The 17,050-nt window shown below is 65.2% G+C and carries 13 protein-coding genes; 5 read left to right on the plus strand and 8 right to left on the minus strand.

Annotated elements, in window-relative coordinates:
* Window positions 1-152 precede the first annotated feature (152 nt).
* From codB to codA, 3 genes are read left to right on the plus strand one after another with little or no spacing between them, the layout of a single operon-like run.
* Window positions 153-1,424: a cytosine permease gene (codB, locus tag ACZ0AV_RS06385; protein ID WP_499150264.1), complete on the plus strand. Its 1,272-nt coding sequence runs from the start codon at window positions 153-155 to the stop codon at window positions 1,422-1,424.
* Window positions 1,421-2,662 carry a PucR family transcriptional regulator gene (locus ACZ0AV_RS06390; RefSeq protein ID WP_499150265.1) on the plus strand — a complete coding sequence of 414 codons (1,242 nt, stop codon included), beginning with the start codon at window positions 1,421-1,423 and terminating at the stop codon, window positions 2,660-2,662. Before codB ends, ACZ0AV_RS06390 begins: the two co-directional genes overlap by 4 nt.
* Window positions 2,659-3,894, plus strand: coding sequence for a cytosine deaminase (gene codA / locus ACZ0AV_RS06395; protein ID WP_499150266.1), 1,236 nt, complete (start codon window positions 2,659-2,661; stop codon window positions 3,892-3,894). The genes ACZ0AV_RS06390 and codA overlap by 4 nt, the downstream gene beginning before the upstream one ends.
* 181 nt (window positions 3,895-4,075) lie before the next feature.
* Here the strand turns inward: codA and ACZ0AV_RS06400 are convergent, their stop codons facing one another.
* The 7 genes from ACZ0AV_RS06400 to ACZ0AV_RS06430 form a co-directional block, all read right to left on the minus strand.
* Complete coding sequence (locus ACZ0AV_RS06400) at window positions 4,076-4,927, minus strand: efflux RND transporter periplasmic adaptor subunit (protein WP_499150267.1); 852 nt, start codon at window positions 4,925-4,927, stop codon at window positions 4,076-4,078.
* A 167-nt stretch (window positions 4,928-5,094) separates the two neighbouring features.
* Window positions 5,095-5,298, minus strand: a complete 204-nt coding sequence (locus ACZ0AV_RS06405) for a DUF1656 domain-containing protein (RefSeq protein WP_070881667.1) — start codon at window positions 5,296-5,298, stop codon at window positions 5,095-5,097.
* Complete coding sequence (locus tag ACZ0AV_RS06410; RefSeq protein ID WP_499150268.1) at window positions 5,285-7,270, minus strand: FUSC family protein; 1,986 nt, start codon at window positions 7,268-7,270, stop codon at window positions 5,285-5,287. The genes ACZ0AV_RS06405 and ACZ0AV_RS06410 overlap by 14 nt, the downstream gene beginning before the upstream one ends.
* A 193-nt stretch (window positions 7,271-7,463) precedes the next feature.
* Entirely contained in the window at window positions 7,464-7,580 is a 117-nt protein-coding gene (ccoM, locus tag ACZ0AV_RS06415; RefSeq protein ID WP_499150269.1) for a cytochrome c oxidase subunit CcoM, read from the minus strand.
* A 214-nt stretch (window positions 7,581-7,794) separates the two neighbouring features.
* Window positions 7,795-7,953 (minus strand): hypothetical protein, encoded by a 159-nt coding sequence (locus ACZ0AV_RS06420; RefSeq protein ID WP_499150270.1) that lies wholly within the window; start codon window positions 7,951-7,953, stop codon window positions 7,795-7,797.
* Entirely contained in the window at window positions 7,950-8,546 is a 597-nt protein-coding gene (locus tag ACZ0AV_RS06425; protein WP_499153309.1) for an alpha-ketoglutarate-dependent dioxygenase AlkB family protein, read from the minus strand. Before ACZ0AV_RS06425 ends, ACZ0AV_RS06420 begins: the two co-directional genes overlap by 4 nt.
* A 35-nt stretch (window positions 8,547-8,581) precedes the next feature.
* On the minus strand, window positions 8,582-8,878 hold the full coding sequence (locus tag ACZ0AV_RS06430) for an aspartate-semialdehyde dehydrogenase (protein WP_070881669.1): 297 nt from the start codon (window positions 8,876-8,878) through the stop codon (window positions 8,582-8,584).
* Between the two features lie 175 nt (window positions 8,879-9,053).
* On the opposite strand from ACZ0AV_RS06430, the gene rapA reads away from it, so the two are divergent.
* A complete protein-coding gene (gene rapA, locus ACZ0AV_RS06435) occupies window positions 9,054-11,897 on the plus strand; it encodes an RNA polymerase-associated protein RapA (protein ID WP_499150271.1) in 2,844 nt (947 codons plus the stop codon).
* A 994-nt stretch (window positions 11,898-12,891) separates the two neighbouring features.
* Here rapA and ACZ0AV_RS06440 read toward each other — a convergent pair.
* The gene (locus ACZ0AV_RS06440; protein WP_499153310.1) at window positions 12,892-13,713 is read right to left on the minus strand and encodes an aldo/keto reductase; all 822 of its coding nucleotides are present in this window, start codon (window positions 13,711-13,713) and stop codon (window positions 12,892-12,894) included.
* Window positions 13,714-13,912: 199 nt separating this feature from the next.
* Between ACZ0AV_RS06440 and ACZ0AV_RS06445 the strand changes: the two genes are divergently transcribed.
* Complete coding sequence (locus tag ACZ0AV_RS06445; RefSeq protein ID WP_499150272.1) at window positions 13,913-17,023, plus strand: transglycosylase domain-containing protein; 3,111 nt, start codon at window positions 13,913-13,915, stop codon at window positions 17,021-17,023.
* Window positions 17,024-17,050 lie beyond the last annotated feature (27 nt).

Below are 17,050 nucleotides of genomic sequence, written 5' to 3' on the forward strand. Positions count from 1 at the left end.
GTTAAAAGCCAACAAGTAAAATCAGCCTGCACCCTTAAAATCAGCATTTCATTGTGCACTTCGCACAAACCGCACTGTAAGAGCTGCCGAACTGATCAGTTGGCACGTCACCTGCTATAGCCAAGCCTTCTCTCACCCCGTGGAGCTAGGCCATGACGCACCCCACCACCGACAGCGACTACCCCTTGAGCGAAGTGCCGGCCGGCGCCCGCAAGGGGCTGTTCTCCACCTCGATCATGCTGTTCTCCTTCACCTTCTTCACCGCCACCATGTTCGCCGGCGGCAAGATCGGCATGGCCTTCGACTTCAAGACGCTGATCTGGGCCGCGATCATCGGTAACCTGCTGCTCGGCACCTACGCGGCAATACTGGGCCTGATCGCCTGTCGCAGCGGCCTGAACTCGGTGCTGATGGGCCGTTTCTGCTTTGGCGAAGCGGGCAGCAAGCTCTCCGACGTATTGCTGGGCTTCACGCAGATCGGCTGGTACGCCTGGGGCACCGCGACGGTCGCCATCGTGCTGGTAAAGATCCTCGGCCTGCCCGAGAGCCTCACCGTGCCGTTGATGGTGCTGTTCGGCTTCGGCTTTTGCCTCACCGCCTTCATCGGCTACAAGGGCCTGGACATGCTCTCGCGCATCTCGGTACCGGCCATGCTGGCCCTGCTGGTCTGCTCGCTGTGGATCGCCACCGATGACGTGGGCGGCATCAGCGCACTGCTGGCCATCGAGCCGACCCAGAGCATGACGTTGAGCGTCGCCATTACCATGGTCTTCGGCACATTCGTCAGCGGCGCCACCCAGGCCACCAACTGGACCCGTTTCGCCCGTACCGGCCGTATCGCGGTAATGGCCAGCATGGTCGGATTCTTCCTTGGCAACGGCCTGATGATCGTCGCCGGTGCCTATGGCGCCATCGTCTACCAGCAACCGGACATCGTCGAAGTGCTGGTGCTGCAGGGCCTGTCCATCGCCGCGGTGGTGATGCTGTTCCTCAACCTGTGGACCACCCAGGACAACACCATCTACAACTTCGCCGCGGCCGGCTGCAACCTGCTGCGCACCGGGCGCCGCAAGACCGTCACCGTGGTGGGCGCCGGCATCGGCACGCTGCTGGCCATCGGCGGCATGTACGAAATGCTGATTCCCTTCCTGATCCTGCTCGGCTCGATCATCCCGCCGATTGGCGGCGTGATCATGGCGGACTACTTCTACGGGCATAAGGGCCGCTACCCGTTGCTCGCCACCGCCCGGCTGCCGGCATTCAACTGGGTCGGCCTGGGCGCCTATGGCGTCGGTGCGCTGTGCGCATACTTCTCGCCCTGGGTTGCACCGCTGGTGGGCATCGCCGTCGCCGCGCTGGTCTACGTCAGCCTGTTCGAAGCGAAGAAAGTCTTCGCCGCCCGCGGCCTGGTCGCCGACGCATGAGCCTGAGCGTCACCGATATTCTGGCCCTGCCCGGCTTGCATGACCTGCGCCTGCGCGCCGGCCAGGCGGCGCTGGGTAACCCGGTGCGCTGGCCGTACGTGGCCGAGAACGCCGACATCGCCGACTGGGTGATGGGCGGCGAGCTGGTCTTCGTCACCGGCATCAACCACCCGCGTGATGAGGCCAACCTGCTGCTCCTGGTGCGCCAGGCGGTCGAGCGCGCCACCGCTGGCCTGGTGATACTCACTGGCGCCGAATACATCCAGCAGATTCCAGCCAGCGTGATCGCCGAAGCCGAGCGCCTCGGTTTGCCGCTGCTGGAGCAGCCCTACGGGCTTAAGATGGTGGTGGTCACCCAGGCGATCGGAACCGCCCTGGTACAGCAGCAGATGCTGGGCAGTTCGCGCCAGCATGTGCTGGAGCAATTGCTGGAAGGCGATTACCAGTCGCTCGACGTGCTGCTGCAGCGCGCCGCCAGCCTCGACCTGCCGCTCGGTGTGCCCCGCCAGGTCGCCCTGCTGCGTCTGCAGAACAGTGAACAGCTGTTCGATGGCGAAGCGGCCGACAATGGCGAGCGCCTGTTGCGCGACAATCGCCAGTGCCTGCAACAGCGCCTGGAGCAGTGCCTGCAGCAACTGGGTGAAGGGCTGCCGCTGATCAGCCAGGGCGAGCACTGGATCGCCCTGCTGCCCTGCACGAGCAGCCAGGACGAACAACGTAACCGGCGCCTGCTGCTGGATCTGCTCGCCGCGCTGGACCCGCGCCTGCAGCCGCAGCGCCTGGTACTCGGCCTCAGCAGCGGCAGCCATGACCCCGAACAATTTGCCCGCGCTTTAGGTCAGGCCCGCCAGGCACTGGTCGCCGCCCAGGCCTTTCCCGAGCGCCTGGGGCTGTGTAGCTTCAATGAGCTGGGGGTGATCGAACTGCTCGGCGCCATTCGCGACCGCAGCCTGCTCGAACGCTTCGTGGAACGCACGCTGGGCCCGCTGATCGGCGATGATTCGCGGCATGAGCCGGTGCTCATGCCAACCCTGGAAGCCTGGTTCCACGAGAACGCCAACCTGGCCCTGGCCGCACAACGCCTGGGCGTGCACCGCAACACCCTGAGCTACCGTGTACAGCGTATCGAAGCGCTGACCGGCTGCTCGTTCGATGATCCACACGACCGGTTGAATATCAGCATTGCGCTGCTGATTCGCCGCCTGTCGTCTCATAGCCTGCCAAGGAGTACCCCATGAACATCGTCAACGCCCGCCTACGTGGCCGCGAAGGCCTATTCCATATCGCCCTGGAGGGCTCACGGATTGCCGCCATCAGCGCGCAGCCGGCCGCCGTCACCGCGACAGAAGGCGACCTCGACGCCGCCAGCAACCTGGTGGTGCCGCCCTTCGTCGAGCCGCACATTCACCTCGACGCGACCCTGACTGCTGGCGAGCCGGCCTGGAACATGAGCGGCACGCTGTTCGAAGGCATCGAGCGCTGGGCCGAGCGCAAGGCGCTGGTTACTCACGAAGACACCAAGACCCGCGCCAGAAAGACCATCGACATGTTGGTCGATCATGGTATCCAGCACGTGCGCACCCACGTCGACGTCACCGACCCGAGCCTGGCGGCGTTGAAGGCGATGATCGAGGTGCGCGAGGAAACCCGCCACCTGATCGACCTGCAGATCGTCGCCTTTCCCCAGGAGGGCATCGAATCCTATGCCAATGGCCGCGCGCTGATGGAGCAGGCGGTGGCGCTGGGCGCGGATGTGGTTGGCGGTATTCCGCACTTCGAGAACACCCGCGACCAGGGCGTCAGCTCGATCAAGTTCCTGATGGACCTGGCCGAACGCACGGGCTGCCTGGTGGATGTGCACTGCGACGAAACCGATGACCCGCAGTCGCGTTTTCTCGAAGTGCTGGCCGAAGAGGCCCGCGTGCGCGGCATGGGCGAACGCGTCACTGCCAGCCACACCGTGGCCATGGGCTCCTACGACAATGCTTACTGCTCGAAGCTGTTTCGTCTGCTGAAGATGTCGAAGATCAACTTCGTCTCCTGCCCGACCGAGAGCATCCACCTGCAAGGCCGCTTCGACAGCTACCCGAAGCGCCGCGGCCTGACCCGTGTCGCGGAGATCGACCGCGCCGGCATGAACATCTGCTTCGGCCAGGATTCGATCGTCGACCCGTGGTACCCGCTGGGCAATGGCAACATCCTGCGCATTCTCGAAGCGGGCCTGCACATCTGCCACATGCTCGGCTACAGCGACCTGCAGCGCAGCCTGGACCTGATCACCGACAACAGCGCCCGCACCCTGCACCTGGGCGAGCGCTACGGCCTGGAAGTGGGCCGCCCGGCGAATCTGTTGATCCTCTCGGCCCCCGACGACTACGAGATGATCCGCACCCAGGGTTATGCCCTGGTGTCGCTCCGCAACGGCGAAGTGCTGATGCGCAGAACCCCGGCGAGTGTGCAGCGCGGTTGATCCGCGAGCACATACCGGATAGCCAAACGCTACCTTGTAGGGCCCCGACCCCGGGGCGAATCGTAGGCATATTTCGGTATCGGAGTTGCCTGAGCCATTCGCCGCGAGGGCGCGGCTCCTATAGAGGGTCATGCCATCCGCACGCCGGAAATCATCCACCCTACGAAAGCGGCTGCGGCGCCTACTCGACCCGCACGCTGGCGGTCATGCCGGCGCTCAGTTGAACGTTCTCGGGCATGGCATCGAGCTTGATGCGCACCGGAATGCGTTGCGCGAGTCGCACCCAGTTGAAGGTCGGTTCGACATTGGCCAGCAACTGGCCGTCCGGGCTGGCGTTGCGGTCGGTGATGCCGCGGCTGATGCTTTGCACTTCGCCGCGAATTTCCTGCTCGCCGCCCATCAACCATACCTCGACGGGCGCACCGACCTGGATGCGTGGCAACTTGGTTTCCTCGAAGTACGCCTGCACGTAGAACGAGCCGGTGTCGACCAACGCCATCACCGCCTGCCCTGCCGTCACGTAATTGCCCTGGGCCAGCACCAAATTGGTGATCTGCCCGTCACGTGGCGCCCGCACTTCACTGCGCGCCAGGTTGAGCTGGGCGATGCGCAAGTCGGCCTGAGCTTCGCGAAATTCGCTGCGCGCCATCTCGGCGTTGATCTGCGCGTTCTCGCGCAGCTCGGCGCTGATCGCCTGGGAGCCAAGGCGCGCGCGCCGGGAGGCTTCGTGTTCGCGCAAGCCGAGCTGCTGCTTGCGAATGTCTACCACGGCCTGGGCCTTTTCCACCGCGGCCTGGTAGCGATCACGGTCGATGGTCATCAACAGGTCGCCGGCCTTCACCTGCTGGTTGTCGCGCACCGTGAGCTCGACCACCCAACCCGATACGTCGGGGGCGATGGTCACCACGTCGGCACGCACCCGCGCATCGCGGGTCCACGGCGAATACATGTAGTGCTGCCAGATCCAGGAGCCAGCGAAAATCGCCGCCAGGACCATGGCCAGGGTGATGCCGACGCGAATCGTCGAACGCATGTTCCATATCTCCTTAACCGATCCGCAAAGCTTGTTCAGCATATCGCGAGCTAAAGCCATGCAAGGCAAAAACAGGCGAGGAAGCGGAGTTTACGAGTTTGTAAATGAGCAATCCGATCCTGTTTTTAACGCCGCAGGGCCGACGCGCAGCAGATGCTGACAAGCTTTCAGGTTCCCAGCACGGCGACCACAGCCGCCAATACACACACAAACAGGGCGCAATCGAACAAGGCTTCGTGCCAGATCCACTGTGCCATTCCCACGCGCTGCAGCCCGAGGCGTATAACGCCGGTGAGCAGCAGCGCCAATACCGCGTAGGCCGCCATGGGGCTTAGCAACACCCCGCCCAGCGACCACTCATGCAAGCCCATGAGCTTCTCCTCTGAGGTGGCACCACTGGCGCCAGCCGGTTTGCAATTGCAGCAGCGCGGCCTCGGCCAGGCGCTTGTCGACACTTGGCGCACAGGCGCGCAAGGCCGCCTGCAGATCCGTTACCGGGCCATCCAGATCACCTTCGCGACCCGGCGCCGGGCCGCGTTCCAGTGCATCATCGAGGCGCCGCAGAAAACGCCGCTGCGAACGATCGAGTTCAGGGTCGGCATTGGCCAGGCAGGCGCGCAGGTGCAGCAGCTCATCGCCAAGGTCAAGACCCGCCACGCCGTCGTCCCAGCGGCTGCGCGCCTGGTCCGGGCGCGCCGGATAGTGCCGGGCAAGCTGCAGCAGGCGGTCGGCCATGCGCCCGCCGAACCAGTTTTCCGCGCGGCCCAGTTCGCGCCGGGTCAGGCGGCCGAGGTCGACCAGCGTGGCGTGCATCAGGCGGCGGCCATGCCACACCGGGTTGCGCAGCACCACCAGACGGAACGCCAACACGGCGATGCCGACCCCCATGAGCATGCCCGGCGCTTCGTTGAGAAAGAACTCGACGTTGTAACCAACGCCCGGCGCCGGCAGGCACAGCACGATGAAGTGCAGGCAGAAGGCAGTCGAGGTAGCGGCCAGCGGCGGTTTGGCCATGCCCAGCACACCGAAGAACAGCGGCACGCCGAGCACCAGGCAGAGCATCACGAAACCATCGATCTGCGGCATCAGGATCTGCCCGACGAAGAACGCCACCGGCAGCGCGTAGAGGATGCCGCGCAGGAACATCATGCCGATCTGTGGGGCCGCCTCGAGCCGCGCGAACAGGCTGCAGACCACGCAGGCCAGCAGCATCGCGCCGATGGCGTGCGTCCACGCGGTGGCCAGCCAGAATGTGGCCAGGGTCAGGAACGCCAGAGCGCTGCGCGAACCGTACACCAGCGCGCTCTGCCAGTCGTAGTGCCAGGACAGCGCGCGTGGAGCGTCGGCCGGTGCGCGGCCCTCCTCGACCGCCAGCAGCGCCCGGCCAGCATCTTCGATGCGCAGCAGCAGAACGGCCATGCGCTCCAGGCACAGCTGCTGGCCGCTGTTCAACTCCTCGTCCTGGGCCGCCTGGCGCAAGCGCTCGATCAACGCCGGCAGGTCGCCCTGCCCCTCTTGCAGATGCTCGTCCACTTCCTGCAACCAGGGCGCGACGGCCTCGGCTTCGCTGCCGCTCAACTGCCGCCACTGGCGCGCCACACCACGGGCCAGCCGCAGTACGCCGAGCAGGTCGCGGCTGAGGACGCGCAACGCCACGGCGCGCTGGCGACCGCGCTCGCCTTCGAACCAGGCGTGCTCGCGCTGGGCGTCGACGGCGACGATACGCGACAGCGCCTCCAGCAGCCCCTGGCGTGCCTCAGCCTCGCCGGTCAACGCCTGGCGCGCCGCCTTGATCCCGGTCTGCAGCGCCGCGCGGGCCTGCTGCGCCAGCTGTCGCTCGACCCGTTGCGGCCACAGCAAGGCGCTGCTGAGCGTGGCGCAAATGATGCCCAGACAGATTTCAGTGGAGCGGGCGATGGCTTCGTCGAAGATCACCAGAGGCTTGCCGATGGCCGGCAAGCCAATGATCGCCACGGTATAGCCAGCCAGCACGAAGGCGTAGGACCACGAGCTGCGCAGCATGGTCGACGCTGCCGTACACAAGCCCAGCCAGAGCGCGAACGCCAGCAAAAACAACAGCGGTGTCTGGGCGAACAAGGCCATCATCACCACGGCCATGAACGTGCCGACCAGGGTGCCGAGCAAGCGCGCAAGGCCCTTCTGCACCACCATGCCGGAGAGCGGTTGGGCGACGATAAAGGCTGTCATCAACGCCCACTGCGGCTGCTCCAGGCCCAATCGCAGGGCAAGCCAAAGCGCCAGACCACCGCCAAGCAGGGTCTTGATCGCGAACTGGATGGCTTGCGAGCTCGGCGCAAAGAACGCCAGCAGGGAATCACGCACGTTGGTTACCTAAAGGGGTCTCAGCTGTGAACATAGCTGTCGCTAAACGGTTCCGCCTCCGTGCAGAACGCCAATTATTAGCTAGCTAACTATCGCTGTCCAGAGCCCGCCTCCAAGCGCCCCTTGAAATCGCCGTATAAAAAAAAGGGCGACCGAAGTCGCCCCAATGCCTTGCGTGCCTGTGAATCCGGACTTAGCGCGGCCGCTTGTGGCGCGCGCCCTTCCTGATGAAATAAGCGAACCCGGCACAGAACAGCAGCATCAGCCCCACGGCAGCGATACCGACGAGGACCACCCCATCGACGAACATGCTGCCTTCTGCATCTGCTGTTCGGGTATGGGGCTACGTTAACAGCGCTGCGCCGCGCGCCATTGACCCAGATCAAGGGCAACGCACGGCCTGCCGAAACAGTCAGGGATCATGAGGGGATGCGGAACGGGAAATCTGCGCACGTATCCATGAGCTGGATACGCAACAGGAGGGAAACGAAGCAGAGAGCCCACTCCGTCAGGGAAAATACTGCTCAGCGCTTCTTTGGCTTCCTGGCCTTCTTCTTGCCTTTGGGCAGCGGCAGCGCTTGCTCGAAGGCATTGCGCATTTCCTCGAGCTTTTTGTCACGCAGGTCGTGAATGCGCTTGTCGCGCTCGGCGGCAAAGTCGATCAGCTTTACATCGTTACTCATAGCGGCGCCCGGATCAGACGAAATGTAAGGTTCAGGCGCGGCGCGCACGGCTTGCGCGTTTTCGCCACCTGGTGCTGCCAATGATGCTGCGTCTGGCCGCCCATGACCAGTAGCGAGCCGTGCGCCAGCATCAGCGAATGGGCAATGCGGGTGTGGCCCTTGCGGCGCAGGTCGAAGCGCCGCTCGCCGCCCAGGCTCAGGGAAACCACCAGCGGGTCCTCGCCCAGCTCGCGCTCGTCGTCGCTGTGCCAGCCCATGGAATCCTGGCCATCGCGGTAGTAGTTGAGCAGCGCGCCATTGAGCGAATGCCCCAGTGTATCGACCAGGCGCTGGCGGATCTCCGCGAGCAGCGGCGTCCAGGGCAGCGGCTGATGCACCATCCCGGAATAGCGATAACGGGCCTCGGCGTCGCCATACCAGGCCAACAGCCGTGGCACCGGATGACGCTTGCCAAACAGCACCACCTCGGGCTGCTGCCACGGCGTCTCGCGGACCAGTTGGTCGAGCCAGTGATCGGCCGTGGCGCGGTCGAGCCAGGCGGGCAGGTACGTCAGGTCAGCGTCGGGCAGATTCAGATCGGATCGGTCGAACAGAGCGCCCTGGGCGCTGGAGGCGGGGTCAACGTTGCTCACACTTCAACATCCACCCACAGGCCCTGGCGGGGCAACTGGTCGATGGCGGGCTCATCCTGTTCATCCACGTCGCCTTCGGCCAGCTCGGCGGCGGTGTAACCACGCCGTTGCCGACGCCGCTGCTCTTCACGCAGGCGCTCTTCGACTTCCTGAGGATGGCGTTTTTCCAATCCGACCGCATCTTCCTGGGCGGTCTCGGCGGTCGGCGTTACCGGAGCGATTTCCGGGCGCGGCTTGACCACGTCCTGCTGGGCAGTGACCGGAATCAGGCCTTGTGGAATCGGCGGCAACATAAAAGCGCTCCCTTTGTACGCTTGTCGGCAGCCGGGCAGGCAGCTTTAGCGTCGTATCGCTACACTTCTGACCGGGTATCGGTCAGTAAGTGCCAAATCCACACCATGCACCTTTGGCCGAGGGCCGGCGTTTCCGGTACCATAGCCGGCTTTTTCACAGGTGGAGACAGGCAGCATGGCGGAGTATCAACCGGGGCAACGCTGGATCAGCGACAGCGAAGCGGAACTGGGTCTGGGCACCATCCTCATGCAGGACGGCCGCATGCTCACCGTGCTCTACCCGGCCACAGGCGAAACCCGCCAATACGCCACCCGCAATGCGCCGCTGACCCGCGTGCGTTTCTCGCCGGGTGACGAGATCACTCACTTCGAAGGCTGGAAGCTGACCGTGCGCGAAGTCGACGACGTCGACGGCCTGCTGGTCTATCACGGCCTGGATGCGCAGAACCAGAACGTCACCCTGCCGGAAACCCAGCTGTCCAACTTCATTCAATTCCGCCTGGCCAGCGACCGCCTGTTCGCCGGCCAGATCGACCCGCTACCGTGGTTTTCGCTGCGCTACCGCACCCTGGAATTCACCAGCAAGCAGGTGCAGTCCTCGCTGTGGGGCCTGGGTGGCGTGCGCGCCCAACCCATCGCCCACCAGTTGCACATCGCCCGCGAAGTGGCCGACCGCATCGCGCCGCGCGTTCTGCTCGCCGACGAAGTGGGCCTGGGCAAGACCATCGAAGCCGGCCTGGTCATCCACCGCCAGCTGCTCAACGGCCGCGCCAACCGTGTGCTGATCCTGGTACCGGAGAACCTGCAGCACCAGTGGCTGGTGGAAATGCGCCGTCGCTTCAACCTTGAAGTGGCGCTGTTCGACGCCGAGCGCTTCATCGAAAGCGATGCCAGCAACCCGTTCGAAGACGCGCAACTGGCCCTGGTCGCGCTGGAATGGCTGTGCGAAGACGAGAAAGCCCAGGACGCGCTGTTTGCCGCCGGCTGGGATCTGATGGTGGTCGACGAAGCCCACCACCTGGTCTGGCACCCGGAAAAGGCCAGCCGCGAATACAGCCTGGTCGAACAGCTCGCCGAAGTCATCCCTGGCGTGCTGCTGCTCACCGCTACTCCCGAACAATTGGGCCAGGACAGCCACTTCGCGCGCCTGCGCCTGCTCGACCCGAACCGCTTCCATGACCTGGAAGCCTTCCGTGCCGAAAGCGCCAACTATCAGCCGGTCGCCGAAGCCGTGCAGGAGCTGCTCGACAAGGGCCGCCTGTCCGACGCCGCGCACAAGACCATCCACGGCTTTCTGGGCGCCGAGGGCGAAGCCCTGCTGGCCGCGGTCGCCGACGGCGATATCGAGGCCAGTGCGCGCCTGACCCGCGAGCTGCTCGACCGCCACGGCACCGGCCGCCTGCTGTTCCGCAACACCCGCGCCGCCGTACAGGGTTTCCCGGAGCGCGAACTGCACGCCTACCCGCTGCCGAGCCCCGACGAATACATGGAGCTGCCGCTGGGCGAACACGCCGAGCTGTACCCGGAAGTCAGCTACCAGGGCCAGGCGGACATCGAGGAAGAGCAGCGCTGGTGGCGCTTCGACCCACGCGTCGAGTGGCTGATCGACACCCTGAAGATGCTCAAGAAATTCAAGGTTCTGGTCATCTGCGCCCACGCCGAAACCGCGATGGATCTGGAGGACGCCCTGCGCGTGCGCTCCGGCATCCCGGCCACGGTGTTCCACGAAGGCATGAGCATCCTCGAGCGCGACCGCGCCGCGGCCTACTTCGCCGACGAAGAATTCGGCGCCCAGGTGCTGATCTGCTCGGAAATCGGCTCCGAAGGCCGCAACTTCCAGTTCGCCCACCACCTGGTGCTGTTCGACCTGCCAGCCCACCCGGACCTGCTCGAGCAGCGCATCGGCCGCCTCGACCGGATCGGCCAGAAGCACAAGATCCAGCTGCACGTGCCGTACATGGAAAACAGCCCACAGGAGCGTCTGTTCCAGTGGTATCACCAGGCACTGAACGCCTTCCTGGCCACCTGCCCCACCGGCAACGCCCTGCAACACCGGTTCGGCAGCCGCCTGCTGCCGATGCTGGAAAACGCCGACGATGGCCAGTGGCAAGCGCTGATCGACGAAGCCACTGCCGAGCGCATGCGCCTGGAAAGCGAGCTGCACGCCGGCCGTGACCGCCTGCTGGAGCTCAACTCCGGCGGCGCTGGTGAAGGTGAAGCGCTGGTCGAAGCGATCCTCGAGCAGGATGACCAGTTCGCCCTGCCGATGTACATGGAGCAGCTGTTCGACGCCTTCGGCATCGACAGCGAGGACCACTCCGACAACGCCCTGATCCTGCGCCCCAGCGAGAAGATGCTGGATGCCAGCTTCCCGCTCGGCGACGACGAAGGCGTGACCATCACCTATGACCGCGACCTGGCCCTGTCGCGTGAAGACATGCAATTCCTCACCTGGGAACACCCCATGGTGCAGGGCGGCATGGACCTGGTGCGTTCCGGCTCGATGGGCAACACCTCGGTGGCGCTGATCAAGAACAAGGCGCTCAAGCCCGGCACCGTGCTGCTCGAGCTGCTCTACGTCAGTGAAGTGGTCGCACCACGCAGCCTGCAACTGGGTCGCTACCTGCCGCCGGCCGCGCTGCGCTGCCTGCTCGATGGCAACGGCAATGACCTGGCGGGCAAGGTGTCCTTCGAGACCCTCAACGACCAGCTGGAAAGCGTGCCGCGTGCCAGCGCCAACAAGTTCGTGCAGGCCCAGCGCGACGCCCTCAACCCGCAGATTGCCGCCGGTGAAGCGAAGATCCAGCCGCGCCATATCGAACGCGTGAGTGAAGCCAAGCGTCGCCTGGCGGCCGAGCTGGACGAGGAACTCGCCCGCCTGACCGCCCTGCAAGCGGTCAACCCGAGCGTGCGTGACAGCGAGCTGGCAGCCCTGCGTGAGCAGCGCGAACAGGGCCTGGCGATGCTCGACAAAGCGGCGTTGCGCCTGGAAGCCATCCGGGTGCTGGTCGCGGGTTGACCGTTCTCCTGCCCTCCAAACGGAGGGCGGGAGCTGGGCCGATGGTCTGAATACCCATTGGGAGCGTCGCCCTCGGCCCTCGGCGCGAACGATTGCGGCCATACCGCACCACCGCATCACGGCCACCATTCGCCGCGGGGTCGCGGCTCCTACAAGTGATCGCGGCGTCACCACCCATCGCGTAGGAGCGTCGCCCCCGGCGCGAACGATTGCAGGCTTACCGTACCATCGCATCACGGCCACCATTCGCCGCGGGGTCGCGGCTCCTACAAGTGATCGCGGCATCACCACCCATCGCGTAGGAGCGTCGCCCCCGGCGCGAACGATTGCGGCCTCGCCACGCCACCGCATCACGGCCGCCATTCGCCGCGGGGTCGCGGCTCCTACAAGTGATCGCGGCGTCACCACCCATCGCGTAGGAGCGTCGCCCCCGGCGCGAACGATTGCGGCCATACCGCATCACCGCATCACGGCCACCATTCGCCGCGGGGTCGCGGCTCCTACAAGTGATCGCGGCATCACCACCTCTCGCGTAGGAGCGTCGCCCTCGGCGCGAACGATTTCGGCCATACCGTACCATCGCGTCACGGCCACCATTCGCCGCGGGGTCGCGGCTCCTACAAGTGATCGCGGCATCACCACCCATCGCGTAGGAACGTCGCCCTCGGCGCGAACGATTGCGGCCTCGCCACGCCACCGCATCACGGCCACCATTCGCCGCGGGGTCGCGGCTCCTACAAATGATCGCGGCGTCACCACCCATCGCGTAGGAGCGTCGCCCCCGGCGCGAACGATTGCGGCCATACCGCACCACCGCATCACGGCCACCATTCGCCGCGGGGTCGCGGCTCCTACAAGTGATCGCGGCATCACCACCCATCGCGTAGGAGCGTCGCCCCCGGCGCGAACGATTGCGGCCTCGCCACGCCACAGGGGCTCAACGCCGCACCTACACGGGTATCGCTTCGCTCAACGCCACCCTGAAAACCACGCTCTATACCATCTGCAACCGCTGCTTGCGCGTCGGTGCCGGATAAGCGCTGTCGATCATCCGCAAATCGTTTTCGCTGAGCTGCAGATCGGCGGCGGCTGCATTCTCTGCCAGATGCCGTGGGTCGCCTGCTTTCGGAATCGCCACTACCCCGGGCTGGCGCAGCGCCCAGGCCAAGGCTACCTGCGCAGCGCTCACGCCGTGCTCCTCAGCCACCTGGCGCAACGTCGGGTTGGCCAGCAGCGCACCGCCCTGCCCCAACGGACAATAAGCCATCAGCGGCATGCCCTGGCGCTGTTGCCAAGGCAGTAGGTCGAACTCCACGCCCCGCTCCTCGGGGTTATAGAGCACCTGGTTGGTCGCGCAGCCAGGCAGGTCCAGTTCCTGAAGATCATCCAGGTCAAAATTGGATACGCCCCAGCGGCCGATCTTGCCCTGCTCGCGCAGGCGCTCGAACGCCTCTACCGTTTCCGCCAACGGGTACTGCCCACGCCAGTGCATCAGATACAGGTCGATATACTCGGTACCCAGGCGCTTCAGGCTGCGCTCGCAGGCCGCTGCCACACCCGTACGACTGGCGTTGTGCGGGTAGACCTTGCTGACCAGCACCACCTGATCACGCAGGCCGGCGATGGCCTCGCCGACCACCTCTTCGGCGCCGCCCTCGCCATACATCTCGGCGGTGTCGATCAGCCTCAGGCCACGCTCGATACCCTCGCGCAACGCCGCCACTTCGCCACGTCGCTGGTCCGGTTTCTCGCCCATGCGCCAGGTGCCCTGGCCGATCACCGGTACCTGGGTACCAGCCATTTCGAGTGTTCGCATCATGCTTCCTCCTGCTGATTGCATGCTGACCGACAGCCGCTACCCAGGTTCAGGCTGCGCACAGCCATGACCTCGACGTGAGGTGTCTAGCGCAGGCTGCCGCACGCGCCTCGACGGTCAGTTTTCCGCCCGGCGGGCACGGCACAATACGACCCAGCGTCTACGCTGGTGATAAAGGACAAGCCAGGGCCAGTTGACGATGGGCGCACTATGGCGATCCGATCCAGCACCGCCTGTCAGCACGCGCAAAGCGGCGACCGCTGTGCATCTCGAGCCCCGGCGCCCATCGCACCGGGTGCGCTGGGCCGTCAGTACACTGCTGATGCTCCTGCTGATAGCTGGCGCCGCTCTGGTAGCCTACGAGCTGCGTACCGCTTATTTCCAATCCACTGAACTGAGCCGCTACGCCACGCAGCTCACCTACCAGGTCGAGAGCGGCTCCAGCGACGCGGTCATCTACCCCGGCGCCGGCCCTTTCGACCAGCGCATGGGCTACAGCCGCTTGCCCACCTTCATCGAACGTCTGCAAAGCAGAGGCTTCGAAGTACTGGAGCAGAGCCATTTTTCTCCCGCGCTGATGCGCTACGCCGAACGGGGCTTCTTCCCGCCCTTCGATGAAAAGGCGCAGACCGGCGTGGCCATCGAAGACTGCCGCGGCACGCCCTTCTACACGGTGCGCAATCCGCGCCAGCGTTACCCCAGCTTCGAGGCGATCCCGCCGCTGGTGGTCGGCAGCCTGCTGTTCATCGAAGACCGCAAGCTACTGGCCGGCGAACCCGCCGAGGCCAACCCGGCGGTGGACTGGCCGCGCTTCGTAAAGGCGGCGCTGTCGCAGGCCGGCAAGTACGTCGGTATGCAGGATCAGTCCGCCGGTGGCAGCACCCTGGCCACGCAACTGGAGAAGTATCGCCACTCGCCGGATGGCATCACCCACGCGCCTGCGGAGAAATTGCGGCAGATGGTGTCTGCCAGCGTGCGTGCTTATCAGGGTGGCCCGCAGACCCTCGAAGCCCGGCAAAACATCGTGCGTGACTACCTCAACAGCGTGCCGCTTTCGGCCGCGCCCGGGCATGGTGAAGTACACGGCCTCGCGGATGGCCTGCGCATCTGGTACGGCGCCGACTTCGCCACCACCAATGGTCTACTCGACCCGCAGCGTTCCGCTGATGCGAACCTGGCAGAACGCGGCCTTGCCCTGCGGCAGGTACTGTCACTGATGATCGCCCAGCGTCGGCCTTCGTACTATTTGTCTCGAGGGCGTGCAGAGTTGGCCAAGCTGGTCGACAGTCACCTGCGCCTGCTCGCCGATGGTGGCGTGCTGGATGCGAAATTGCGCGACGCGGCGCTGGCCGAGCAGGTGACTTACCGCGACTGGCAGACCGATCCCAACCTGCAGCGCGTCGATTCGGACAAAGGCATCAGCATGGCCCGGGCGCGGCTGGCCAGCCTGCTCGATCTGTCCTATTACCAGCTCGACCGCCTCGACCTGGATGCTCGCGCCAGCCTCAACTCGGATCTGCAACAGGAGGTCAGCCTGTACCTGGAACAGCTCGCCGACCCGGTCTTCGCCGAAACCGTGGGGCTGTTTGGCGACCGCTTGCTGTCGCCCAGCAAGACCGCCGATGTGCGTTACAGCTTCACCCTGTTCGAACGTACGCCCAACGGTAACCAGGTGCGGGTACAAACCGACAACACCCACCAGCCGTTCGACATCAACGAAGGCAGCAAGCTGGAGCTGGGCTCCACCGCCAAGCTGCGGGTAATGGCGACCTACCTGGAGGTGATCGCCGAGTTGCATGCGCGGCATGCCGGCATGAGCGCCGCCCAGCTGCGTACGGTGGAGGTGGCCGACATGGACCTGCTCAGCCGCTGGGCGATCGACTACCTGTTGCGCACGCCCGGCACGGATCTGGCGGGCATGCTGGACGCCGCATTGGAGCGGCGCTATTCGGCCAGCCCCAGCGAGCGTTTCTTTACCGGCGGCGGCCTGCATACCTTTGGTAACTTCCGCCGCGAAGACGACGGCCGGCGCCCGACTCTGCGAGAGTCCTTGCAGGAATCGATCAACCTGCCGTTCATTCGCCTGATGCGTGACCTGGTGCGTTACAGCACCTACCAGGCACCGGGCAACAGCGCCGCCCTGCTCAAGGACGACAAGGATCCGCGGCGCCAGGAGTACCTGAGCCGCTTTGCCGACCGCGAAGGCACCACCTTTCTGCTGCGTTTCTGGCGCAAGTACCAGGGCCAGTCTGCACAGCAGCGACTGGACACCTTCATCGGCGGTTTGCGCCTTACCGACACGCGCCTGGCGGCAGTTCACCGCTACCTGATGCCCGATGTCGATAAAGCCACCTTTGCCGGCTTTCTCAAGGCCCACCTGCCGGGTGAGCCGCCAAGTGCCAAGCGCATCGACGATCTTTACACGCGCTACGGGCCGGGCGCTTTCAGCTTGCCGGACCAAGGCTATATCGCCCGGGTTCACCCGCTGGAGTTGTGGCTGCTCGCCTACCTGATCGACCATCCGCAAGCCGCCTTCGATGACGCCGTGACCGCCAGCCGCGACCAGCGCCAGGAAGTCTATGGCTGGCTGTTCAAGAGCCGCCACAAGAGCGCACGGGACAGCCGCATTCGCATCATGCTGGAGGTCGAAGCGTTTCTCGACATTCACCAGCGCTGGCAGAACCTGGGCTATCCCTTCGAATACCTGGTGCCGTCCCTGGCCACGGCCATCGGCAGCTCCGGCGACCGCCCCGCTGCTTTGGCGGAGCTGATCGGCATCATCCAGAACGATGGCCTGCGCCTGCCCACCGTGCGCATCGACAGCCTGCACTTCGCCACCGGCACGCCCTACGAAACGCGTCTGGGTCATGTGCTGGAGCCTGGCCGACAGGTAATGGCGCCGGAAGTCGCCGCCGCATTGCGCGGTGCGCTGTCACAGGTGGTGGATGGCGGTACGGCGCGGCGCCTGCAGGGCACCTTCACCCTGGCCGATGGCAGCCCCCTGACCCTCGGCGGCAAGACCGGTACCGGCGATAACCGCCTGACCAGCGTAGGCCGTGGTGGCCAGGTGATCAGCTCACGGGTGCAGAACCGCACGGCTACGTTCGTGTTCTTTCTCGGCCCGGACCACTTTGGCACCCTCACCGCCTTCGTGCCCGGCCGCGCGGCAGAAAACTTCCGCTTCACCTCGGCGCTGCCGGTACAGGTACTCAAAGGTATGCAGCCGATTCTTGCCCCCTACCTGCAAACAGCCGCCCGCACCCTCTGCGCCCCGCCGCCGCAGGAAGCAACCGCGCAACCGGCTCGCTAAAGGCCAGCTTTATAGCCAGTAAAGCGA

The sequence above is a fragment of the Pseudomonas sp. AC532 genome (assembly GCF_979258965.1).

Coding starts and splice junctions, on each gene's coding strand:
- ACZ0AV_RS06390 (WP_499150265.1), top strand. CDS start 1,421: ATGAGCCTGAGCGTCACCGATATTCTGGCCCTGCCCGGCTTGCATGAC.
- rapA (WP_499150271.1), top strand. CDS start 9,054: ATGGCGGAGTATCAACCGGGGCAACGCTGGATCAGCGACAGCGAAGCG.
- codA (WP_499150266.1), top strand. CDS start 2,659: ATGAACATCGTCAACGCCCGCCTACGTGGCCGCGAAGGCCTATTCCAT.
- codB (WP_499150264.1), top strand. CDS start 153: ATGACGCACCCCACCACCGACAGCGACTACCCCTTGAGCGAAGTGCCG.
- ACZ0AV_RS06440 (WP_499153310.1), bottom strand. CDS start 13,713: ATGCGAACACTCGAAATGGCTGGTACCCAGGTACCGGTGATCGGCCAG.
- ACZ0AV_RS06445 (WP_499150272.1), top strand. CDS start 13,913: ATGGGCGCACTATGGCGATCCGATCCAGCACCGCCTGTCAGCACGCGC.
- ACZ0AV_RS06400 (WP_499150267.1), bottom strand. CDS start 4,927: ATGCGTTCGACGATTCGCGTCGGCATCACCCTGGCCATGGTCCTGGCG.
- ACZ0AV_RS06405 (WP_070881667.1), bottom strand. CDS start 5,298: ATGGGCTTGCATGAGTGGTCGCTGGGCGGGGTGTTGCTAAGCCCCATG.
- ACZ0AV_RS06430 (WP_070881669.1), bottom strand. CDS start 8,878: ATGTTGCCGCCGATTCCACAAGGCCTGATTCCGGTCACTGCCCAGCAG.
- ACZ0AV_RS06420 (WP_499150270.1), bottom strand. CDS start 7,953: ATGAGTAACGATGTAAAGCTGATCGACTTTGCCGCCGAGCGCGACAAG.
- ccoM (WP_499150269.1), bottom strand. CDS start 7,580: ATGTTCGTCGATGGGGTGGTCCTCGTCGGTATCGCTGCCGTGGGGCTG.